This window comes from Pseudomonas baltica (assembly GCF_014235765.1).
Lineage (GTDB): Bacteria > Pseudomonadota > Gammaproteobacteria > Pseudomonadales > Pseudomonadaceae > Aquipseudomonas > Aquipseudomonas baltica.
Window position 1 is genome coordinate 1,900,980 of sequence record NZ_JACMYH010000001.1, and the last position, 21,578, is coordinate 1,922,557.

Sequence of the window (21,578 nt, forward strand, 5' to 3'; positions counted from 1 at the left end):
GCTCATTCCCCTTTTGCCAGATCGGGTTGGATACGGTATTCGGCGCTGCGGGCGTGTGCGCTCAGGGACTCGCCGCGAGCCAGTACGGAAGCGGTCTTGCCCAGCTCGGAAGCGCCCTGCTCCGAGCAGAAGATGATCGACGAACGCTTCTGGAAATCGTAGACACCCAAGGGCGACGAAAAACGCGCGGTGCCCGAAGTCGGCAGCACGTGGTTGGGGCCGGCGCAGTAGTCGCCCAGCGCTTCGCTGGTGTGACGCCCCATGAAAATGGCACCCGCATGGCGGATCTGCGGCAGCCAGGCCTGCGGGTCTTCGACCGACAACTCCAGGTGTTCCGGGGCAATTCGGTTGGCCACCTCGATGGCCTGCTGCATGTCGCGGACCTTGATCAGCGCACCCCGGCCATTGATCGAGGTATTGATGATCTCGGCGCGTTCCATGGTCGGTAGCAACTTGTCGATACTGGCCGCGACCTTGTCGAGGAACTCGGCATCGGGGCTGACCAGAATGGCCTGGGCGTCTTCGTCATGTTCGGCCTGGGAGAACAGGTCCATGGCGATCCAGTCCGGATCGGTGCCACCGTCGCAGACCACCAGAATTTCCGAGGGGCCAGCGATCATGTCGATACCGACCTGGCCGAACACATGGCGCTTGGCAGTCGCCACGTAGATATTGCCGGGGCCCACGACCTTGTCCACGCGCGGCACGCTTTCGGTGCCATAGGCCAGGGCCGCAACGGCCTGGGCGCCGCCGATAGTGAACACTCGGTCGACGCCGGCAATGCAGGCCGCTGCCAACACCAGCTCGTTGACCTCGCCTCGGGGCGTGGGCACGACCATGACCACCTCGGTAACGCCCGCCACTTTTGCCGGAATGGCGTTCATCAATACCGATGACGGGTAGGAGGCCTTGCCGCCGGGCACGTACAGCCCGGCGCGGTCCAGTGGTGTGACCTTCTGGCCGAGCACCGTGCCGTCGGCTTCGGTGTAGCTCCAGGAATCCTGCTTCTGCTTCTCATGGTAGAGCCGCACCCGCTCGGCGGCGGTTTCCAGAGCGTTGCGCTGCACATCGGTAATGCGTGTGAGGGCCAGCTCGAGACGCTCGCGCGGCAGGATCAGGTCGGCCATCGAGGCGACCTGCAGGCCATCGAAGCGCTCGGTGAATTCGACCAGCGCGGCGTCGCCCCGCTCGCGCACGGCCTTGATGATGTCCAGCACGCGCTGATTGACCGAGTCATCTGACACACTTTCCCAGCTCAACAGATGGTCCAGATGGCGGGCGAAGTCCGGATCAGTGGCATCGAGTCGGCGAATAGCAGTGGAAACGGTCATGGCGGGCCTCAAATAATGGCAATTGCTCAAGCGCCGATAGATTACCAATCGATCCACATGGGCACTTGAGTTATTTGGCTATGATGCGGATAGACGGGCGCAGGTTGCAGACCTGCGCAGGTGCATCAGTCGCGGTGTCGCGACTCCACTGCCTTGCGCAGGGTGTCGATCAACGCCTGGATGCGGGCGTGCTGCATCTTCATGGAGGCTTTGTTCACCACCAGCCGGGAGCTGATGTGGGCGATCAGTTCCTGGGGCTCCAGGCCGTTGGCACGCAGGGTATTGCCGGTGTCGACCACGTCGATGATCTTGTCGGCCAGGCCCACCAGTGGCGCCAGTTCCATGGAACCGTAGAGCTTGATGATATCGACCTGGCGGCCCTGCTCGGCGTAGTAGCGCTTGGCAACGTTGACGAACTTGGTGGCCACACGCAGCCGACCGGTTGGCTCGGCCGCGCCGATGGCGCCGGCCGTCATGAGCTTGCACTGGGCGATCTGCAGATCGAGGGGCTCGTACAGGCCCTGGCCACTGTATTCGAGCAGGACGTCCTTGCCGGCGACACCCAGGTCGGCGGCACCATGCTCGACGTAGGTCGGCACGTCGGTGGCGCGCACGATCAGCAGGCGTACATCGTCCTGGGTCGTGGGAATGATCAGCTTGCGGCTCTTGTCCGGGTTCTCGGTGGGCACGATGCCCGCCTCGGCCAGGAGCGGCAATGTATCGTCAAGAATGCGGCCTTTGGACAGCGCAATGGTCAACATGGGAAACGTCAGTCCTTACAGGAAAGTTTCTGGCAACGACCGGGCGCATCCCTGCGCCCTGCACGCACATCAGCCCGGTACGCGACGGATCTTGGCGCCCAGCATCTGCAGTTTTTCTTCGATGCACTCGTAGCCACGGTCGATGTGGTAGATGCGGTCGATCAAGGTGTCGCCTTCGGCGGTAAGCGCCGAAATCACCAGGCTCGCCGACGCCCGCAGGTCGGTCGCCATGACCGGTGCGCCCTTGAGCTTCTCGGTGCCGGTGACGATGGCCGTGTTGCCCTCGACCTGGATCTGCGCGCCCATGCGATGCATCTCGTAGACGTGCATGAAACGGTTTTCGAAGATCGTCTCGATGACCGCGCCAGTGCCTTCGGCAATGGCATTGAGCGAAATGAACTGCGCCTGCATGTCGGTGGGGAACGCCGGGTACGGCGCGGTCCGCACGTTGACCGCCTTGGGCCGCTTGCCATGCATGTTCAGTTCGATCCAGTCGGCGCCGGTAGTGATCTCGGCGCCCGCCTCGCGAAGCTTTTCCAGCACGGCTTCGAGAATGGTCGGATCGGTGTCCTTGACCTTGACCCGGCCGCCTGTGCAGGCGGCAGCCACCAGGTAGGTACCGGTCTCGATGCGATCGGGCATGACCTTGTAGGTCGCCGAGTGCAGGCGCTTCACACCATCGATGGTGATGGTGTCGGTGCCGGCGCCCTGGACGTTGCCGCCCATGGCATTGATGAAGTTGGCCAGATCGACCACTTCCGGCTCGCGCGCGGCGTTCTGCAGGACGCTGCGGCCGTTGGCCAAGGCTGCGGCCATCATGATGTTCTCGGTACCGGTCACACTGACCGTGTCGAAGAAGAAGTTGGCGCCGCGCAGGCCACCTTCAGGCGCCTTGGCCTTGATGTAGCCGGCTTCCACGTCGATGACCGCACCCATGGCTTCGAGGCCGCGGATGTGCAGGTCGACCGGACGCGAGCCGATCGCGCAACCACCGGGCAGCGCCACTTCCGCTTCGCCGAAGCGAGCGACCATCGGGCCCAGCACCAGGATCGAGGCGCGCATGGTCTTGACCAGCTCGTACGGTGCAACCAGTGTCTTGATGGTGCGCGGATCGATCTCGACCGCCAGCTTCTCGTCGATCACCGGCTCGATGCCCATGCGACCGAACAGCTCGATCATGGTGGTGATGTCGTGCAGGTGCGGCAGGTTGGCAACCGTTACCGGCCCATCGGCCAGCAGGGTGGCAGCCAGAATCGGCAGAGCGGAGTTCTTCGCTCCGGAAATGCGAATTTCGCCATCAAGGCGAACGCCGCCAGTAATAATCAGTTTGTCCATTGGAGTCTCGACGCGGAATGGCTCAGGAACGCTCAGCCCAGGCTGCGCTGCTGAAGAATTTCATGGTGATCGCATGGATGCTGCCATCGGCGATCCATGGGTTCAAATGAGCATAGATCTGTTGCTGGCGCTTGACCGGGCTAAGCGCGGTCAGCTCGTCACTGATCACGTTCAGCTGGAAATTGCAGCCTTCGCCTTCGACTTCCACCTGCACTCCCGGCAGCTTGGATTCAAGGAAACCCTTCACTTCTACAGCCTGCATGCTCAACCTCGATCGGCGCCCTGTGCGCGCGGGTCGGCCATCATACAAAAAAGCCCCCCGACTGCGAACCCCGTATCGACGGGATCAGGCCAGAGGACCTCGATGAGGGCCGCTCAAATCTGTGAAAAGAATTCGCTCATGCCGGTGACCTGAGCGATCTGACGCATATCGTGGGGCAGTGCCTGGACCCGCACGGTCTTGCCGGCCGCCTCGGCATCGCGCATGAAGCCCAGCAGCAGGGACAAGCCGACGCTGCTGGATTTCTCGACCGCAGTGCAGTCGATGACCAGCGCCGTGGCCGGGCTGGACTGGATCAATGCCTGCCCCTGCTTGCGCAGGGCGGCGCCGGAGCGGTAGTCCAGCACGCCGGCCAGGCGGAGCTGGTCGCCGGCCAGTTCGACGCGAGCCTGATCCATCACTGGGCGCTCGTCGGAGCAGCTTTGTCGGTGACTTCCTTGGCCTTGGCGACTTCGCCCGCCCAACCATCGATGGTCTTGTCCAGGTCGTTGCCGTTGCGCTGCATGCTGTCGGCGAACTGGTCGCGGAACAGCTTGCCGATGTTGATGCCATTGATGATGACGTTACGCACCTTCCACTCGTTGTTCAGGTTTTCCAGGGTGTAGGAAACCGGATACACCGCTCCGCCAGTGCCCTTGACCTGCATGTCGACGCTGGTACGGGTGCCACTTTCATCCTTGGCCGGGCCAACGGTGATGCCCTGGTTGTTGTATTCGAGCAACGCGTTGCCATAGAACTGCATCAGGCTGCGCTTGAAATTTTCCTGGAAACGCGTTTTCTGCGCCGGTGTTGCCCGGTTCGCGTACTTCACGGTCATGATGCTGCGCGATATGCCTTCGGCATCGACGACTGGACCGACGATGGAATTCAACGCGTCGTAGAAAGCCTGAGGGTTGCTGCGGTAGGTTTCACGGTTCTTTTCCAGATCCGACAGCAGCCGGTCGGTGACGCCCTGTACCACCTGATGTGCGGACACCGCAGGGGCTGCGTTGGCCCACATCGGTAGCAGAGCCACCAGAACCAGCAGGCTGCGTCGCATGATCGAAAACATGGATAACTCCTTATTTGGCATCTTTGCTGACTGTGTTGAGCAGGAACTTGCCGATCAGGTCTTCGAGCACCAGGGACGACTGGGTGTCGTGGATGGTACCGCCGTCGGTGAGCAAGGCTTCCTCGCCACCCACGCTGATACCAATGTACTTCTCGCCCAGCAGGCCCGCGGTCAGGATGGAAGCAGTGGAGTCAGTGGGCAGATTGTCCACTTTCTTGTCCAGCTGCAGGGTCACCCGGCCCGTGAAGGTGTCGCGATCCAGATCGATGGCCGTGACCTTGCCGATGGTCACACCGGCCATGGTCACCTTCGCTCTGACAGTCAAACCGGCGATATTGTCGAAATAGGCATAAAGTTTGTAGCTCTCGGTGTTCGCGCTGGTGGACAGACCACTGACACGCAAGGCCAACAGCAGCAAAGCCAGGATGCCGGCCAGAAGGAACAGGCCAACTCCGACTTCCATTGATCGGTTTTGCATCAGAAATCTCCAAACATCAGGGCGGTCAGAATAAAGTCCAGGCCCAGAACGGCCAGCGACGCGTAGACCACGGTCTTGGTGGTAGCGCGACTGATGCCCTCGGACGTGGGTTCACAGTCATAACCCTGGAACACGGCGATCCAGGTGACGACGAAAGCGAATACCAGGCTCTTGATCACACCGTTGAGCACGTCATCGGTGAAGCTCACGCTGTTCTGCATGTTGGCCCAGAACGATCCTTCATAGACGCCCAGCCAATCGACGGCGACCCAGGATCCACCCCAGATACCGACGACGCTGAAAATCATCGCCAGCAACGGCAGGGAAATGAAACCGGCCCACAGCCTTGGCGCAACGATGTACTTGAGCGGGTCGACGCCGATCATCTCCAGGCTCGACAACTGCTCGGTCGACTTCATGTTGCCGATCTCGGCCGTCAATGCAGAACCTGCACGACCGGCGAACAATAGAGCGGTGACCACAGGTCCGAGTTCACGCAGCAATGTCAGCGCGACCATTTGCCCGACCGCCTGCTCCGACCCGTACTTGGCCAGAATGCTGAAGCCCTGCAGCGCCAGCACCATGCCGATGAACACGCCGGACACGACGATGATCAGCAGGGACATGACGCCCACTGAATACAATTGCTTGATCAGCAGCTGGAAGCCGCCACCGATGCCGCCGCGGCCCACCAGCGCGTGGCCGAGGAACAGCCCGGAACGACCCAGGATGCCGACCATGTCGATGGCCGAGCGGCCAAACAGGCGCACGCGCTCCATGATTGATTTCTTGCGCATCAACGCTTCCCCAGCAGATCGGCGCGGTAGTCGGGCGCGGAAAAATGAAAAGGCACGGGGCCGTCGGGATCGCCCTTCATGAATTGGCGGACGCGCGGATTGTCCGACCCCATCAAGGCTTCTGGCGTGCCATGACCAAGCACCTGGCCATCACCCACGACATAGATGTAGTCGGCGATGCTCGCGGTTTCCGCCAGGTCGTGGGACACCACGATGCTGGTGATACCCAGGGCGTCGTTGAGCAGGCGGATCAGCCGCACCAGTACGCCCATGGCGATCGGGTCCTGACCGACGAACGGCTCGTCGTACATCAATATCTGCGGGTCCATGGCGATGGCGCGGGCCAGCGCGACCCGGCGCTTCATGCCGCCGGACAGTTCGTCCGGCATCAGTTCGATGGCACCGCGCAGGCCAACGGCCTGCAACTTCATCAGAACGATGTCGCGGATCATGTCTTCGGGCAGGTCGGTGTGCACGCGCAGCGGGAAGGCCACGTTTCCGAACACGTCCAGGTCGGTGAACAGCGCGCCGCTCTGGAACAGCACGCCCATGTGCTTGCGCGCATCGAACAGATCGCTGCGCGAGAGTTTGGGCAGGTTCTGGCCATTGACCCACACTTCGCCGCCGCTGGGCCGCAGTTGCGCGCCCATCAAACGCAGGAGCGTGGTCTTGCCGCTACCTGAAGGCCCCATGATACCGGTGACCTTGCCGCGAGGAATGCGGATATCGACGTCGTTGAAAATGCTCCGCGCACCGCGCTTGAAGGAAACCCCTTTCAGCTCGACCGCGTAGGCGCTATCGGCACTCATTTAAACTCCTTGCAGTGCAACCTTACCCTCGGACGCTCATCTTCTGACCGAAGACACTTGGCGCGGACAGGCCGAACAAGCGGCGAACTATAGCATTGCAGACACGTGCCGCCCAAGATTGATCCATTGGCGAAACGTACCATCGATTTACCGGGGCCGCGAAATAGGCAGGTGAGTCGCACGTCCATTCCCGCTATAATCGCCGCCTTTTCACCGGGCCTACCGATTTTCGCCATGAGCCAGACCAGCGACCTGATCCAATCCGCGCACCGCACCATACGTCTCGAAATCGAAGCGGTAGAGGGCCTGCTTGCCCACATCGACGCCGATTTCGTGCGCGCCTGCGAATTGATCCTCGAAAGCAACGGCCGCGTGATCGTGCTGGGCATGGGCAAGTCCGGCCATATCGGCAACAAGATCGCCGCGACCCTGGCCAGCACCGGCACCCCGGCGTTTTTCGTGCATCCTGCCGAGGCCAGCCATGGCGACATGGGCATGATCACCCGCCAGGACATCATCCTGGCCCTGTCCAACTCCGGTTCGACAGCGGAGATCGTCACTTTGCTGCCTTTGATAAAACGCATGGGCATTCCGCTGATCAGCATGACCGGCAACCCCGACTCACCCCTGGCCCAGGCTGCCGAGGTCAATCTCGACGCGCGCGTCGCCCAGGAGGCCTGCCCGCTGAACCTGGCGCCGACCTCCTCCACCACCGCTACCCTGGTGCTGGGCGATGCGCTGGCCATTGCCCTGCTCGAGGCGCGCGGCTTCACGGCCGAAGACTTCGCCTTCTCCCATCCCGGCGGAGCGCTGGGCCGACGCCTGCTGCTCAAGGTTGAGCACGTGATGCACACCGGCACTGCGCTGCCACAGGTGGCGCGCGGTACGCTGCTGCGCGATGCCCTGATGGAAATGACCCGCAAGGGCCTGGGCATGACCGCCATCCTGGAAGCCGATGGCCGCCTGGCCGGGATCTTCACCGACGGCGATCTGCGGCGCACATTGGATCGCACCATCGATGTCCACAGCACTCGAATCGAAGACGTCATGACTTCCCACGGCAAGACGGCTCGCGCCGACATGCTGGCTGCCGAGGCGCTGAAGATCATGGAAGACAACAAGATCAATTCACTGATCGTGGTTGACGATCAAGACTGTCCGGTAGGCGCCTTCAACCTTGGCGACCTGCTGCGCGCGGGAGTCATGTAATGACCGAGAATGGTGCAATGCCCGAGACTGGCAGCAACGACCTCCTGCAGCGAGGCAAGGCCATCAAGCTGGCCGTATTCGACGTTGACGGCGTACTGACCGATGGCCGCCTGTATTTCCTCGAAGACGGCAGCGAGTTCAAAAGCTTCAGCACGCTGGATGGTCAGGGCATCAAGATGCTCATCAACAGTGGCGTGACCACGGCCATCATCACCGGTCGCAAGAGCCCGGTGGTGGAGCGGCGTGCCAAAAACCTGGGCATCGCCCACCTCTTTCAGGGCCGTGAAGACAAACTCGTGGTGCTCGACGGACTGCTCGCCGAACTCGGCCTGAGCTATGAACACGTGGCTTACCTGGGCGACGACCTGCCTGACCTGCCGGTGATTCGCCGGGTGGGCCTGGGCATGGCAGTGGCCAATGCCAATGCCTTCGTGCGCCAGCATGCCGACGGTGTGACCCAGGCCAGTGGCGGCTTCGGGGCGGCACGCGAGTTCTGCGAGCTGATCCTCGATGCCCAGGGCAATCTCGAAGCGGCCCGCGCCGCCTACCTGTAGGGCCTGACATGCTGAACAAGAAAATCCGCAATATCGTCATCCTGGGTGTGCTGGGGCTGCTGTTCGCCGCCATCGGCTACTGGGACATCAGCCCGGAGCGCTTCCTCGACCAGCCCACGGCAGCCGTCGACGAAACCCAGATCGATTACTACGCTATCAACGCGAAGGCGCGGCAGTACCTGCCCGATGGCGGCGTGCAGTACGACATGACCGCCGACAAGGTCGAGCACGTGAAGACGTCGCAGGTCACCTTGCTGACCAAGCCCGACATGCAGCTGTACCGCGGAACCGTCTATCCATGGCACGTGACCAGCGACCGTGGCGAAGTCAATCCCGATGGCAGCGAAGTCGAGCTGATCGATTCGGTGCGCATCGCGCGTACCGATCAGAAAAGCCGCGCTACGCTGATCACCAGCTCGCGCATGACCGTTTTCCCACAGAAGCAATATGCGCAGACCGACCAAGACGTTAGAATCGACGGCGCCGGTGGCGTGTCGACGGCCAAGGGCATGAAAGCGTATCTGAATGACAGCAAGATCAACTTGCTGTCCAACGTAAGAGGACAGTATGAGGCTCGTTAAAACCCTCCCCTTTTTGCTCAGCCTGAGCGCAGCACTGGGAAGCGCGAGCGCCTGGGCACTGCCCACTGACCGCGATCAGCCCATTCATATCCAGTCCGACGATGCCCAGCTCGACGACAAACAGGGTGTGGCGACCTACAAGGGCAATGTGATCATTACCCAAGGGTCGATGAAGATCACCGGCAATACCGTGACCATCACCCGCAATGCCACGGGCGACGTGGACGTGTTCACTGCTGTCGGCAACCTGGCCTACTACGAGCAGAAACCCGCCGCCGACAAGCCCATCGTGCAGGCCTACGGCATGACCATCCAGTACTTCGCGGCGCAGAACCGCATCGTGCTGATCGACAAGGCCAAGGTCATCAACGACGGCAACACGTCCGAAGGCGAGAAGATCGTCTACGACACCGTGCGCCAGGTGGTCAACGCCGGCCGTGCCACGGGCAGCAAGGTCACCACGCCTCGTCCGCGCATCGACATGGTGATCCAGCCGAAGAAGAAATCCGACGCACCGCAGAAGGCCCAGTAATGGCAGTTCTGAAAGCGCAGCACCTGGCCAAGAGCTACAAGAGCCGGCAAGTCGTACGCGACGTCAGCCTGTCCATCGAAAGCGGGCAGATCGTCGGCCTGCTGGGCCCCAATGGGGCCGGCAAGACCACCTGTTTCTACATGATCGTCGGCCTGGTGCAGGCCGATCAGGGCCGCGTGCTCATCGACGACCTGGACGTCAGTCACCAGCCGATGCATGGCCGCGCCCGCTCCGGCATCGGTTACCTGCCGCAGGAGGCCTCGATCTTCCGCAAGCTGTCGGTGGCCGACAACATCATGGCCATTCTGGAAACCCGCAAGGAACTCGATGCCACGGCTCGGCTGGCAGAGCTCGAAGGCCTGCTGCAGGAATTTCACATCACGCACATCCGCGACAACCTGGGCATGAGTCTTTCGGGGGGTGAACGTCGCCGCGTGGAGATCGCCCGCGCCCTGGCCACCGCACCCAAGTTCATCCTGCTCGACGAACCCTTCGCCGGTGTCGATCCAATTTCGGTCGGCGACATCAAGCAGATCATCCACCACCTCAAGACCAAGGGCATCGGTGTATTGATCACCGACCACAACGTCCGCGAGACCCTGGATATCTGCGAAACGGCCTACATCGTCAACGACGGCCAGCTGATTGCCGAAGGCGATGCCCAGACCATTCTGGCCAACGATCTGGTGCGCGAAGTCTACTTGGGCCACGAGTTCCGCTTGTAAGGTCCGAGGGCGCCAGCGCCCTCCCACGGGCATTAATTTTCATGGCGCCCTAGGCAAACACTCAGGTTTCAGGCATATAATTTGCTTACGACATAAGCCGGGTGCTTCGGTACCCGTAGTAGAAGGCGCTTCGCGCCGGCGACCAAGGTGTTAAGTTCCTGCCATGAAACCATCGCTCGTCCTACGTATGGGCCAGCAACTGACGATGACACCGCAGTTGCAACAGGCCATCCGCCTTCTCCAGCTATCGACCCTGGACCTCCAACAGGAGATTCAGGAAGCGCTGGAATCCAATCCCATGCTCGAACGCCAGGAAGAAGGCGACGACTTCGACAACAGCGACCCGCTGGCCGACAAGGTCGAGCAGACACCCACCCAGGAAATCCAGGAGCCGAGCTTCCAGGAATCCGCGCCCACGGTCGACAACCTCGAGGAAGGCGACTGGAACGAGCGCATCCCCAGCGAACTGCCTGTGGACACCGCCTGGGAAGACATCTACCAGACCAGCGCCAGCAGCCTGCCGAGCAACGATGACGACGAGTGGGACTTCACCACGCGCACCTCGGTCGGCGAAAGCCTGCAGACGCATCTGTTGTGGCAGCTGAACCTGGCGCCCATGTCCGACACCGATCGGCTGATCGCCGTGACCATCATCGACTGCATCAACAACCAGGGTTACCTGGACGAGACGCTGCAGGAAATCTGCGAGTCTTTCGATCCTGAACTGGACATCGAGCTGGATGAGATCGAAGCGGTGCTGCACCGCATCCAGCAGTTCGAGCCCGCTGGCATTGGCGCCCGCAACCTGAGCGAATGCCTGATGCTGCAGCTGCGCCAGCTGCCGCCCAAGACCCGTTGGCTGGCCGAAGCCCAGCGCCTGGTCAGCGACTTCATCGACATGCTCGGCTCGCGCGACTACAGCCAGTTGATGCGCCGCATGAAGCTCAAGGAAGACGAGCTGCGCCAGGTCATCGAGCTGGTGCAGAGCCTCAATCCGCGGCCCGGCTCGCAGATCGAGTCCAGCGAGCCGGAATACGTCGTGCCCGATGTCATCGTGCGCAAGGACAGCGACCGCTGGCTGGTCGAGCTCAATCAGGAGTCAGTGCCACGCCTGCGGGTCAATCCGCAGTACGCGGGCTTCGTGCGGCGCGCCGACACCAGCGCCGACAACACCTTCATGCGCAACCAGCTGCAGGAAGCGCGCTGGTTCATCAAGAGCCTGCAGAGCCGCAACGAGACCCTGATGAAGGTGGCGACGCAGATCGTCGAGCACCAGCGCGGCTTCCTCGACTATGGCGACGAGGCCATGAAGCCTCTGGTGCTGCACGACATCGCCGAGGCGGTGGGCATGCACGAATCGACCATTTCACGGGTGACCACGCAGAAATACATGCATACACCCCGTGGCATATACGAGCTGAAATACTTTTTCTCGAGCCATGTCAGTACCTCGGAAGGTGGCGAATGCTCCTCCACGGCGATCCGCGCGATCATCAAGAAACTGGTCGCGGCCGAAAATCAGAAAAAGCCGTTGAGTGACAGCAAGATCGCTGGTTTACTGGAGGCACAAGGCATCCAGGTAGCCCGCCGAACGGTCGCCAAGTATCGCGAATCCCTCGGGATTGCGCCGTCCAGCGAACGCAAGCGGTTGATGTAGCCCTGCGATGTGCCACAGCGTTCCAGTGGCAGGCACCCAAGCCTGCTTCTTTATGCAATGGCAATAAGGAGAAGCGGTATGCAAGTCAACATCAGTGGACACCAACTGGATGTGACCGAACCCCTGCGAACCTACATCGGGGAAAAACTCGAGCGGCTCGAACGTCATTTCGACAAGATCACCAACGTTCAGGTGATCATGGAGGTCGAGAAGCTCAAACAGAAAATCGAAGCCACCCTGCGCATACCCGGTGGTGAGGTGGTTGCCAACGCCGAACATGACGACATGTACGCGGCCATCGACCTGCTTACCGACAAGCTGGATCGCCAACTCAAAAAGCATAAGGAAAAACAGCAAAGTCTGCTGCAAGGCGCGACTGCTCGCTGACACTCCCCACTCATGATCCGACTAGAAACCATCCTGACCCCCGGCCGTTCATGCGTGAACGTGCCGGGAGGCAGCAAGAAGAAAGCACTCGAAAACATCGCCGAGCTGATCGGTCGCGAAGTGCCTACGCTGGATACCCAAACGGTATTCGAAGCGCTCGTTGCCCGTGAAAAACTGGGCTCGACCGGATTCGGCAACGGCATTGCCATCCCGCATTGTCGCCTGAAGGGCTGCGATACACCCGTCAGCGCCCTTATCCACCTCAGCGCCCCGATCGACTACGACGCCATCGACGGCGCTCCCGTGGATCTGCTGTTCGTGCTTCTGGTACCCGAAGCGGCCACCGATGCCCACCTGGAGTTGCTCCGCCAGATCGCCAGCATGCTCGATCGCAAGGAAGTGCGTGAGAAACTGCGTTCGGCGCCCAGCAATCAAGCCTTGTACCAAGTGGTACTGGACGAACAGAGCGGTCATTAACCATGCGTTTGATCATCGTCAGTGGCCGCTCAGGCTCAGGCAAGAGCACTGCCCTGGATGTTCTCGAAGACAACGGTTTCTATTGCATCGACAACCTGCCGGCCGGGTTACTGCCCGAACTGGCCGAGCGTGCCCTGATCCATACCGAGCTGGCGCAGCCGCAGGTGGCGGTGTCGATCGATGCGCGCAACCTTCCCAGCCACTTGTCGCGTTTCCCCCAACTGCTGGCCGAAGTACGTGCCAAGCATATCAATTGCGATGTGCTGTATCTGGACGCCGACGAAGAAACACTGCTCAAGCGTTTTTCCGAAACACGTCGCCGGCATCCGCTGAGCAATGAAAGCCGCTCGCTGGCCGAGGCCATCCGCGTCGAGAGCGATCTGCTCGGGCCTATCGTCGATCTGGCCGATCTCAAAATCAACACGACCAACCTGAACCTTTACCAACTGCGCGATGCCATCAAGGTCCGGCTGCTGAACAAGCCTGAACCGGGTACAGCCTTTCTGGTGGAGTCATTCGGGTTCAAGCGCGGCATGCCGATAGACGCCGACCTGGTGTTCGACGTGCGCTGCCTGCCCAACCCCTACTGGAAGCCGGAACTGCGCGAGCAGTCCGGGCTCGACGCCCCGGTCGCCGAATACCTGGCGGCCCAGCCGGACGTCGAAGAGATGTATCAGGACATCTCCTCCTACCTGCTCAAATGGTTGCCGCGCTTCGCCGCCAGCAGTCGTGCCTATGTCACCATCGCCATCGGCTGTACAGGCGGGCATCATCGCTCGGTATACTTGACCGAGCGCCTGGGCCGATTGCTGCAGCAGTCGCTCAAGAACGTCCAGGTTCGCCATCGCGACCTCAGCTGAAAGGATCCCCCGCGCAATGCCCGCCCTCCAAGTAGAAATCATCAACAAGCTCGGCCTGCACGCCCGTGCCGCTGCGAAATTCGTCGGCGTGGCGGGACGCTTTCCCTGCCAGGTACGTGTTGGCCGTACGCCGGAAGCTTTGGTCGACGGCAAGAGCATTATGGGTGTAATGATGTTGGCAGCCGGAAAAGGCACCACCATCCACCTGCACACCGAAGGCGAGCAGGATCAGCAGGCGCTCGATGCCATCGTCAAACTGATCAACGACAAGTTCGACGAAGGCGAGTAAAGCCAGCCAACGGCCGAGAAGCAGAACCCGGTAGCGGCAGTCGAGTACTGCGCTACGTCAGGTTCTGAGCTCTGGGTTCAAGGGTCAAGGGTCAAGACAATGCAGTGTCCATGACCATCATCAGGCAGAACCCTACACACAGACCCAGGCTCGCCAACTTGTGATGACCATTGCTGCGTGATTCCGGAATGATCTCGTGAGTCACCACCAGCAGCATTGCACCGGCTGCAAAGGCCAGGCCCAGCGGTAGCAACAGCTCGCCCATACGCACCAGCCAGGCACAGAGCACTGCGAACACCGGCTCGACCAACCCGGATGCTGCGCCGATCAGGAAGGCCTTGTACCGGGCCATGCCCGCCCCTGCCAGAACCAGTGCGATCACCAGACCCTCGGGTACGTCCTGCAGGGCAATGCCCATCGCCAGGCTGTCGGCGTCGTGCATGCCGCCGCCCGCCGACACGCCGATGGCCATGCCCTCCGGGATGTTGTGAGCGATGATGGCGATTACGAAGATCCAGATACGTGCAGGAATCACAGGCTGCTGCGTGCTGCCCACCAGATAGTCGGGTGTGACCCCGGAAACCCTCCGGTCCACCAGATACAGGCAGAACGCTCCGGACATGATGCCAAGGCTCATCAGGCCACCAGCACCCCAGCGTGAGAAACCGATGACCGCTGCCGCATCCAGGCCGGGAATGATCAGCGAGAACGCAGTGGCCGCCAGCATCACTCCCGCGCCGAAGCCCAGCAATGTGTCGGCCACGGCGACCGGCATGCTGCGGATGACCAATACGGGAACCGCGCCCAGAGCCGTGCCCAAGGCGCAGATGGCACCGCCTTCGAGCGCGCGCAGGATGCGTGGCTCGAGGTCGAGCCAGGCCAGCAGCTCGCCCACCAGCAAGGCCGCCCCTGCCAGCAGCAGCACTGTGCCCAGCGCCAGGCGAAAGCGGCGGACACTGACCAGCGCGAAGGTCTGCGATCCCATGGCGCGAGGCTCAGTTCACGGCGGCTTGGTAGCGCTTCTCGACGTTGGCCCAATCGACCACGTTGTAGAACGCGTTGATGTATTCAGGCCGACGGTTCTGGTACTTGAGGTAGTACGCGTGCTCCCAGACGTCGAGGCCCAGAATCGGCGTGTTGCCAGTCATCAAGGGGCTGTCCTGGTTGCCGCTGCTTTCGACCACCAGCTTCTTTTCCGGCGTGACGCTGAGCCAGGCCCAGCCACTGCCGAAACGACTCAGCGCGGCTTTGGTGAATGCTTCCTTGAACGCCTCGAACCCGCCAAGCTCGGTTTCGATGGCCTGGGCAACGCTGCCCTGTGGCTGGCCGCCACCATTGGGCGACATGACCTCCCAGAACAGGCTGTGGTTGGCATGGCCACCACCGTGGTTGGTGACGGCACCGCGCAGGTTTTCCGGCAGCTGCTTGACCGAGGCGACCAGCTTTTCAACGGGCCATTCGGCGTATTCGGTGCCTTCAATGGCAGCGTTGACGTTGGTGATGTAGGTCTGGTGGTGCTTGGTATGGTGGATCTCCATGGTCGCGGCATCGATATGCGGCTCCAAGGCATCGTAGGCATAGGACAAGGCAGGCAGGGTATAGGGCATTTTCAGTGAACTCCGTAAGGAAGGTTATCGGGTTGCGTGACGACTGGCGCAACGTCGGTATCGGCGGCGCTACACAGCAACCGGTGGGTACGGGGGTATTCGCCATGCTGGCGAGTGAAGCCGAGCAACTCGGCGTAGGTCTTGCTGGCGTGGCGCAGGGCCGCTTCGCGCAGTGCAGACGGCAGCCGAGGATCCTCGGCCGCACGCAGCAAGCGTTCATGAATGGCGCACAGGTACTCGGCGCTTTCTTCGGGTTGATGCAACTGCAGGTGCAGGTCGGCCAGGTTGTGGTGGGAGATGACACAGGCGGCCACCGCTTCGTCGACATCCGGCCAACGCTCGAGCAGCACCTGAGCCCACGCCAGGGCCTGCAGGTAATGCTCGCGCGCATCGATCAGCTCGCCCCGGACAAAGCAGGCGTTGGCCGTCTCCGTGATACGTTTCCAGTGCTGCATGGCGGATGTCTCCCAGCGATTGCCAAGCGGTCAGATACCGCCGGCAGTGAGCTTTTCGGGGTCGAGCAGGTCGTTGAGCCGTTCGCGACTCAAGTCTGTGTGTTCCAGTGCCACATCGATGATTGGCCGACCTTCCTTGTAGGCTAGCTTGGCAATCTGGGCAGCCTGCTGATATCCGATGATCGGGTTGAGTGCCGTCACCAGAATCGGATTGCGCGCCAACGCTTCCTTGAGCTTGGCTTCGTTGACCTTGAACGTTGCGATCGCCCTGTCAGCCAGTAGACGGCTGGCATTGGCCATCAGTTCGATGCTTGAAAGAAGGTTGTTGGCGATGATCGGCAGCATCACATTGAGCTCGAAATTGCCCGATTGACCGGCTATCACGATGGCTGCGTCATTGCCGATGACTTGCGCGGCCACCATGGCAGTCGCCTCGGGAATCACCGGATTGACCTTACCCGGCATGATCGATGAGCCAGGTTGCAGGGCTTCAAGCTCGATTTCGCCCAAGCCTGCCAAAGGCCCTGAGTTCATCCAGCGCAAGTCGTTGGCGATTTTCATCAACGTGACGGCCGTGCCCTTGAGTTGGCCGGACAGCGCCACAGCGGTGTCTTGCGAACCGATCAGAGCAAACAGGTTGTCACCGGGCCTGAAGGCGACGCCGGTAAGTTCGCCCAAATGCTCGCTGAACCGCTGGGCGAACTGGGGATGGGCGTTGATTCCGGTACCCACGGCGGTGCCGCCTTGTGCCAGGGCCTGCAAGGCCGGTTGCAGAGCCTGCAGGTGGCCGATATTGGCCTGGACCTGGGCCGCCCAGCCATTGAGGACCTGACTCATGCGCACCGGCATGGCGTCCATCAGATGTGTCCGGCCAGTCTTGACGAACCCATGGACCTGCTCGGCCTTGGCCTGGATCGCCTGCACCAGGTGCTGCAGCGCAGGCAGCAGGTGCTCATGCAAAGCCAGCGCTGCGCTTACGTGAATGCTGGTGGGGATGATGTCGTTGCTGCTCTGACCACAATTGACATGATCGTTGGGATTGATCGGCTCGTTCAGGATCCGACTGGCCAGGGTTGCGATGACCTCGTTGGCATTCATGTTGGAACTGGTGCCCGAGCCGGTCTGGTAGATGTCGACCGGGAAGTGCTGCATGAAGTCGCTCGCCAGCAGCTGTTCGCAGGCACGCACGATGGCATCGCCCTGGGCCGCGCTCAACTGTTCTAGTTCGACGTTGGCCTTGGCCGCCGCTGCCTTGGCCAGAACCAATGCGCGGATGAACTGGGTCGGCATGCGTTGGTGGCTGATGGGAAAGTTGTCGACGGCACGTTGGGTCTGGGCGCCATACAGGGCGGCCTCCGGCACTTGCAGCTCGCCCATGCTGTCACGCTCGATACGGGTGTTACTCATCGCAATATCCTTGCAGCAGATCAGTGAGTGGGATCGAAGGCAGCAACTCGCAGCACGCCAGTTGATGGGCGCAGTCCTGCCATTGGCGGATGTGGGCAGGGTGTGCCGCGCAGTTACGCAAGTCGCGCAGGGGGCGCCACGCCTGATCCAGGCAAAGGCTGCGCCAGTGCCAGGGCAACGCCTGATCGAGGGCGGTCTCTAGCAACAGGCGAAAGGTGCCGTGTGCCACGGAGTTCGGGGAGGTGGGGGTGAAACGCGCCAGATAGCGCCCTTCGGCCAGGTAGTGATCGATGAGTCGCGGCTCGTTGGGCAACAGCGCGCAGCGAATCTGCAGGCCCAGCCAAAGCCAGTTCTCGAGATTGGCGGATTCGTGTACAGCGGAACTCATCGGCGCACCCATTAGCCGGAATGAGTTTCATTATTGATTGATATCGAGAATCAACACAAGCATCACCGCTGAGATTGCCCGGCCTCGAGGGGCCGGGCATCGGCATCAGCTTCCAGCGACCGTCATGCGCTCGATCAGCACCGAGCCGGTGCGGATGTTGCTGCGCAGTTCCAGATCGTTGCCCACGGCGACGATCTGCTTGAACATGTCACGCATGTTGCCGGCGATGGTCACTTCCTGGACCGGAAACTGGATCTCGCCATTCTCGACCCAGAACCCGGCCGCACCGCGCGAGTAGTCGCCGGTCACCATGTTCAGGCCATGGCCCATCAGTTCGGTCACCAGCAAGCCGCGGCCCATGCGGCGCAGCAGCGCTTTCTGGTCTTCGTCGCCATGGGTTACGAACAGGTTGTGCACGCCGCCGGAGTTGGCCGTACTGGGCAAGCCGAGTTTGCGGCCCGAATAGGTACTCAACACATAGGACACCAGCTCGCCATTCTCTACGAACGGCTTGGCGTAGGTTGCCAGGCCGTCGCCGTCGAATGCCGCGCTGCCCATGGCGCGCATCAGGTGCGGACGCTCGTCCAGGGTCAGCCACTCGGGGAACAGCCGCTGGCCCATCGCCCCTTCCAGGAACGAGGATTTGCGGTACAGGTTGCCACCGGAGATCGCCGCGAGGAAATTTCCGAACAGCCCCCCGGCCAGTTCCGCCGAAAACAATACCGGCACCTCGCAGGTCGGTACCGGCCGTGCGCCCAGGCGGGCGGCAGCGCGTTGTGCAGCACGCTGACCGATGGAGGCGGCATCGGCCAGCAACTCGCCCTGGCGACTTACGTCGTACCAGTAATCGCGCTGCATCTGCCCATTGGCCTCGGCAATCATCACGCAGCTCAAGCTGTGTCGCGTCGATGCATAGCCACCGATGAAGCCGTGGCTGTTGCCATACACGCGGCAGCCCTGGTGAGTGTTGAGCGTGGTGCCGTCGGCGTTCTTGATCAAGGGCTCGGCATCGAAGGCTGCGGCTTCGCAGGCCAGGGCCTTCTCGATGGCCTGCTCGGGCGTGATGTCCCAGGCATGATACAGGTCGAAATCGGGCTGCTCGCGGGCCATCAAGGCAGCGTCGGCCAAGCCCGAGCTTTCATCCTCGGAGGTGTGCTTGGCGATCGCCAGGGCTGCAGCGACGGTTTCGCGAATGGCCTGGGGGCCGCTCGCCGAGGTACTGGCCGAACCCTTGCGCTGACCGACGTACAAGGTGATGCCGAAACCCTGGTCGCGGTTGAATTCGACGGTCTCGACTTCGCGCTGGCGCACCGATGTGGACAAGCCCTGCTCCAGCGACACGGCCACCTCACAGGCGCTGGCCCCCTGACGCTTGGCTTCATCGATGATCTGCTGCACTTGCTCCTGCAGGACTGGCAATGCCTGCGGGCCGACGCTCTGGGGTGCGTTCATGGTGTTCTCCAATCAAATTCGGGTTCGGGGCGGGCCGATCTACGGCCGGGCCAGACAAGCGGCCCCCGACTGGTTATCATGGCGGCGTTTATTTGCGGACTGCCCCCATGGTTGATTCTTACGACGACTCCCTCGATGAGGGAAAAAGCAAAACTCAGGTCAAGCGCGAGCTGCATGCGCTGACCGATCTGGGCGAGCGGCTTATCACGCTCAAGCCGGACATGCTCGATCGCCTGCCCTTGACCGATGGCCTGCGCCGGGCGTTGGCCGATGCTTCCAAGCACACTGCCAACATCGCGCGCAAACGCCACATCCAGTTCATCGGCAAACTGATGCGCGATCAGGACATCGACGCCATTCTGGTGCTGCTCGACCAGGTGGACGCTTCCACCCGGCAATACAACGAGCGCTTCCACAACCTGGAGCGCTGGCGTGATCGGCTGGTAGCCGGCCCGGACCAGGTGCTGGAAGCGTTTTTCGCCGAGTACCCGGAAACCGATCGTCAGCATCTGCGCAACCTGGTTCGCCAGGCCCAGCACGAGACGGCGCACAACAAACCGCCTGCCACCACGCGCAAGATCTTCAAGTACATCCGCGAGCTGGACGAAACTCAACGCGGCTTGCGCTGATACGCCTGAAGGCAGGCCGCCCGGCCTGCCTGTCATCCGCTTCAGGCGCCGGTACCGCCCACGGTGATCGCATCGATCTTCAAGGTCGGCTGGCCTACGCCCACGGGCAGCGACTGCCCATCCTTGCCGCAGGTACCTACGCCACTGTCGAGCGACAGGTCGTTGCCGACCATGGAAACCCTGCTCATTGCCTCCGGGCCATTGCCGATCAGCGTGGCGCCCTTGACCGGCGTGGTGATCTTGCCGTCTTCGATAAGGTAGGCTTCGCTGGTCGAGAAGACGAACTTGCCGCTGGTGATATCCACCTGCCCGCCACCCAGGTTGGCGCAATAGATGCCCTTCTTCACCGAGGCGATGATTTCGGCCGGGTCGCTTTCACCCGCCAGCATGTAGGTATTGGTCATCCGCGGCATGGGCAGGTGCGCATAGGATTCGCGGCGACCGTTGCCTGTGGCGGCCACGCCCATCAGACGCGCATTGAGCTTGTCCTGCATGTAGCCCTTGAGCACGCCGTTTTCGATCAGGGTGGTGCACTGCGTAGGCGTGCCTTCGTCATCGACGCTCAGTGAACCGCGACGCCCGGCCAGGGTGCCATCGTCGACGATGGTGCACAGGCTGGAGGCGACCTTCTCGCCCACGCGGCCGCTGTAGGCCGAGCTGCCCTTGCGGTTGAAATCGCCTTCCAGGCCGTGCCCGACCGCTTCGTGCAGGAGCACGCCGGACCAGCCCGCGCCCATCACCACGGGCATGGTACCGGCCGGCGCCGCCACCGCCTCGACGTTGACCAGCGCTTGGCGCAGCGCTTCGCGGGCGTAGCCCATGGCGCGGTCTTCGGCCAGGAAGTAACGGTAATCGGTGCGGCCACCGCCACCGTGGCCGCCGCGCTCGCGACGCCCATTGTGCTCGACGATGACACTGACGTTGAAGCGCACCAGTGGACGCACGTCGGCGGCCAGGCTGCCGTCGGCTGCAGCGACGAGAATTCTTTCCCAGACACCGGCCATGCTGACGGTGACTTGCTGGATACGCGGGTCCAGCGCGCGGGTGGCGGCGTCGACACGCTTGAGCAGGTCGACTTTCTCGGCGCGGGTCAGGACCTCCAGTGGGTTGTCGGGACCGTACAACTGGCTTACCACAGGACTGCTGAACGCCTGCACGCGGCCGTTCTGGCCGGCGCGGGAAATCGAGCGGGCCGCACGCGCGGCCTGCACCAGGGCGTCCTGAGTAATGGCGTTGCTGTAGGCGAACCCGGTCTTCTCACCGGACTGGGCGCGCACGCCCACGCCCTGATCGAGGTTGAAGCTGCCTTCCTTGACGATGCCGTCTTCCAGCGCCCAGGACTCGGAAATCTGACCTTGGAAATACAGGTCGGCGGCGTCTATACCGGGGCCGGCCAACTCGCCCAACACCGACTGCAGGCTGTCCAGCGTGAGGCCGCCGGGTGCCAGCAGGTGTTCGCTGACGGTGGATAACATCTGGCTCATATTTACTCCGCGCTGTTCGCAGGACGCTTGACGTACTGCGTAG

General features: G+C 61.9%; 27 protein-coding genes. 11 read left to right on the forward strand and 16 right to left on the reverse strand.

All coding sequences use genetic code 11. The features are described from left to right. Positions 1–2 precede the first annotated feature (2 nt). The 9 genes from hisD to H7993_RS08535 form a co-directional block, all read right to left on the reverse strand. Entirely contained in the window at positions 3–1,331 is a 1,329-nt protein-coding gene (gene hisD, locus H7993_RS08495; RefSeq protein WP_122479494.1) for a histidinol dehydrogenase, read from the reverse strand. A 125-nt stretch (positions 1,332–1,456) separates the two neighbouring features. Next, the gene (hisG, locus tag H7993_RS08500; RefSeq protein WP_185794044.1) at positions 1,457–2,092 is read right to left on the reverse strand and encodes an ATP phosphoribosyltransferase; all 636 of its coding nucleotides are present in this window, start codon (positions 2,090–2,092) and stop codon (positions 1,457–1,459) included. A 69-nt stretch (positions 2,093–2,161) separates the two neighbouring features. Next, positions 2,162–3,427 (reverse strand): UDP-N-acetylglucosamine 1-carboxyvinyltransferase, encoded by a 1,266-nt coding sequence (murA, locus tag H7993_RS08505; protein WP_122479496.1) that lies wholly within the window; start codon positions 3,425–3,427, stop codon positions 2,162–2,164. A 22-nt stretch (positions 3,428–3,449) separates the two neighbouring features. Next, positions 3,450–3,689 carry a BolA family protein gene (locus H7993_RS08510; RefSeq protein WP_043186744.1) on the reverse strand — a complete coding sequence of 80 codons (240 nt, stop codon included), beginning with the start codon at positions 3,687–3,689 and terminating at the stop codon, positions 3,450–3,452. 113 nt (positions 3,690–3,802) lie between these two features. Next, a complete protein-coding gene (locus H7993_RS08515; protein ID WP_185794045.1) occupies positions 3,803–4,105 on the reverse strand; it encodes an STAS domain-containing protein in 303 nt (100 codons plus the stop codon). Then, positions 4,105–4,758, reverse strand: coding sequence for an MlaC/ttg2D family ABC transporter substrate-binding protein (locus H7993_RS08520; protein ID WP_122479497.1), 654 nt, complete (start codon positions 4,756–4,758; stop codon positions 4,105–4,107). Before H7993_RS08520 ends, H7993_RS08515 begins: the two co-directional genes overlap by 1 nt. Positions 4,759–4,768: 10 nt before the next feature. After that, a complete protein-coding gene (gene mlaD, locus H7993_RS08525) occupies positions 4,769–5,236 on the reverse strand; it encodes an outer membrane lipid asymmetry maintenance protein MlaD (RefSeq protein WP_043186734.1) in 468 nt (155 codons plus the stop codon). Then, positions 5,236–6,033, reverse strand: a complete 798-nt coding sequence (gene mlaE / locus H7993_RS08530; RefSeq protein WP_043186730.1) for a lipid asymmetry maintenance ABC transporter permease subunit MlaE — start codon at positions 6,031–6,033, stop codon at positions 5,236–5,238. Before mlaE ends, mlaD begins: the two co-directional genes overlap by 1 nt. After that, positions 6,033–6,842 carry an ATP-binding cassette domain-containing protein gene (locus H7993_RS08535; protein ID WP_185794046.1) on the reverse strand — a complete coding sequence of 270 codons (810 nt, stop codon included), beginning with the start codon at positions 6,840–6,842 and terminating at the stop codon, positions 6,033–6,035. The genes mlaE and H7993_RS08535 overlap by 1 nt, the downstream gene beginning before the upstream one ends. Positions 6,843–7,076: 234 nt before the next feature. Between H7993_RS08535 and H7993_RS08540 the strand changes: the two genes are divergently transcribed. The 10 genes from H7993_RS08540 to H7993_RS08585 all read left to right on the forward strand — a co-directional run bounded on the left by H7993_RS08540 (position 7,077) and on the right by H7993_RS08585 (position 14,113). Further along, the gene (locus tag H7993_RS08540) at positions 7,077–8,051 is read left to right on the forward strand and encodes a KpsF/GutQ family sugar-phosphate isomerase (RefSeq protein ID WP_122479499.1); all 975 of its coding nucleotides are present in this window, start codon (positions 7,077–7,079) and stop codon (positions 8,049–8,051) included. A 17-nt stretch (positions 8,052–8,068) separates the two neighbouring features. After that, positions 8,069–8,605: a KdsC family phosphatase gene (locus tag H7993_RS08545; RefSeq protein WP_185794211.1), complete on the forward strand. Its 537-nt coding sequence runs from the start codon at positions 8,069–8,071 to the stop codon at positions 8,603–8,605. An 8-nt stretch (positions 8,606–8,613) separates the two neighbouring features. Next, complete coding sequence (gene lptC / locus H7993_RS08550) at positions 8,614–9,186, forward strand: LPS export ABC transporter periplasmic protein LptC (protein WP_185794047.1); 573 nt, start codon at positions 8,614–8,616, stop codon at positions 9,184–9,186. Next, positions 9,173–9,718: a lipopolysaccharide transport periplasmic protein LptA gene (gene lptA / locus H7993_RS08555; RefSeq protein WP_043186718.1), complete on the forward strand. Its 546-nt coding sequence runs from the start codon at positions 9,173–9,175 to the stop codon at positions 9,716–9,718. The genes lptC and lptA overlap by 14 nt, the downstream gene beginning before the upstream one ends. Then, complete coding sequence (gene lptB, locus H7993_RS08560) at positions 9,718–10,443, forward strand: LPS export ABC transporter ATP-binding protein (protein WP_043186715.1); 726 nt, start codon at positions 9,718–9,720, stop codon at positions 10,441–10,443. The genes lptA and lptB overlap by 1 nt, the downstream gene beginning before the upstream one ends. A gap of 163 nt (positions 10,444–10,606) precedes the next feature. After that, entirely contained in the window at positions 10,607–12,100 is a 1,494-nt protein-coding gene (locus H7993_RS08565; RefSeq protein ID WP_185794048.1) for an RNA polymerase factor sigma-54, read from the forward strand. Positions 12,101–12,178: 78 nt separating this feature from the next. Next, the gene (hpf, locus tag H7993_RS08570) at positions 12,179–12,487 is read left to right on the forward strand and encodes a ribosome hibernation-promoting factor, HPF/YfiA family (protein WP_049860579.1); all 309 of its coding nucleotides are present in this window, start codon (positions 12,179–12,181) and stop codon (positions 12,485–12,487) included. Positions 12,488–12,499: 12 nt separating this feature from the next. Next, positions 12,500–12,964 (forward strand): PTS IIA-like nitrogen regulatory protein PtsN, encoded by a 465-nt coding sequence (gene ptsN, locus H7993_RS08575; protein ID WP_122479502.1) that lies wholly within the window; start codon positions 12,500–12,502, stop codon positions 12,962–12,964. A gap of 2 nt (positions 12,965–12,966) precedes the next feature. Next, positions 12,967–13,824: an RNase adapter RapZ gene (gene rapZ, locus H7993_RS08580; RefSeq protein WP_122479503.1), complete on the forward strand. Its 858-nt coding sequence runs from the start codon at positions 12,967–12,969 to the stop codon at positions 13,822–13,824. Positions 13,825–13,840: 16 nt separating this feature from the next. After that, positions 13,841–14,113: an HPr family phosphocarrier protein gene (locus tag H7993_RS08585; RefSeq protein WP_122479504.1), complete on the forward strand. Its 273-nt coding sequence runs from the start codon at positions 13,841–13,843 to the stop codon at positions 14,111–14,113. 91 nt (positions 14,114–14,204) lie between these two features. Here H7993_RS08585 and H7993_RS08590 read toward each other — a convergent pair whose 3' ends face one another. The 6 genes from H7993_RS08590 to pmbA all read right to left on the reverse strand — a co-directional run bounded on the left by H7993_RS08590 (position 14,205) and on the right by pmbA (position 19,422). Continuing rightward, a complete protein-coding gene (locus H7993_RS08590; RefSeq protein ID WP_185794049.1) occupies positions 14,205–15,098 on the reverse strand; it encodes a ZIP family metal transporter in 894 nt (297 codons plus the stop codon). Between the two features lie 10 nt (positions 15,099–15,108). Next, positions 15,109–15,720 carry a superoxide dismutase gene (locus tag H7993_RS08595; RefSeq protein ID WP_122713453.1) on the reverse strand — a complete coding sequence of 204 codons (612 nt, stop codon included), beginning with the start codon at positions 15,718–15,720 and terminating at the stop codon, positions 15,109–15,111. Between the two features lie 2 nt (positions 15,721–15,722). Continuing rightward, on the reverse strand, positions 15,723–16,175 hold the full coding sequence (locus H7993_RS08600; protein ID WP_185794050.1) for a hypothetical protein: 453 nt from the start codon (positions 16,173–16,175) through the stop codon (positions 15,723–15,725). A gap of 30 nt (positions 16,176–16,205) precedes the next feature. Beyond that, positions 16,206–17,582: a class II fumarate hydratase gene (locus H7993_RS08605; protein ID WP_122796002.1), complete on the reverse strand. Its 1,377-nt coding sequence runs from the start codon at positions 17,580–17,582 to the stop codon at positions 16,206–16,208. Beyond that, the gene (locus H7993_RS08610) at positions 17,575–17,970 is read right to left on the reverse strand and encodes a FagA protein (protein ID WP_185794051.1); all 396 of its coding nucleotides are present in this window, start codon (positions 17,968–17,970) and stop codon (positions 17,575–17,577) included. Before H7993_RS08610 ends, H7993_RS08605 begins: the two co-directional genes overlap by 8 nt. Positions 17,971–18,075: 105 nt before the next feature. After that, a complete protein-coding gene (gene pmbA / locus H7993_RS08615; RefSeq protein WP_185794052.1) occupies positions 18,076–19,422 on the reverse strand; it encodes a metalloprotease PmbA in 1,347 nt (448 codons plus the stop codon). Positions 19,423–19,529: 107 nt separating this feature from the next. On the opposite strand from pmbA, the gene yjgA reads away from it, so the two are divergent. After that, entirely contained in the window at positions 19,530–20,051 is a 522-nt protein-coding gene (gene yjgA, locus H7993_RS08620; RefSeq protein ID WP_185794053.1) for a ribosome biogenesis factor YjgA, read from the forward strand. Positions 20,052–20,092: 41 nt separating this feature from the next. On the opposite strand, the gene tldD is transcribed toward yjgA, so the two are convergent. Further along, the gene (gene tldD / locus H7993_RS08625; protein ID WP_122479511.1) at positions 20,093–21,535 is read right to left on the reverse strand and encodes a metalloprotease TldD; all 1,443 of its coding nucleotides are present in this window, start codon (positions 21,533–21,535) and stop codon (positions 20,093–20,095) included. Positions 21,536–21,578: the final 43 nt, after the last annotated feature.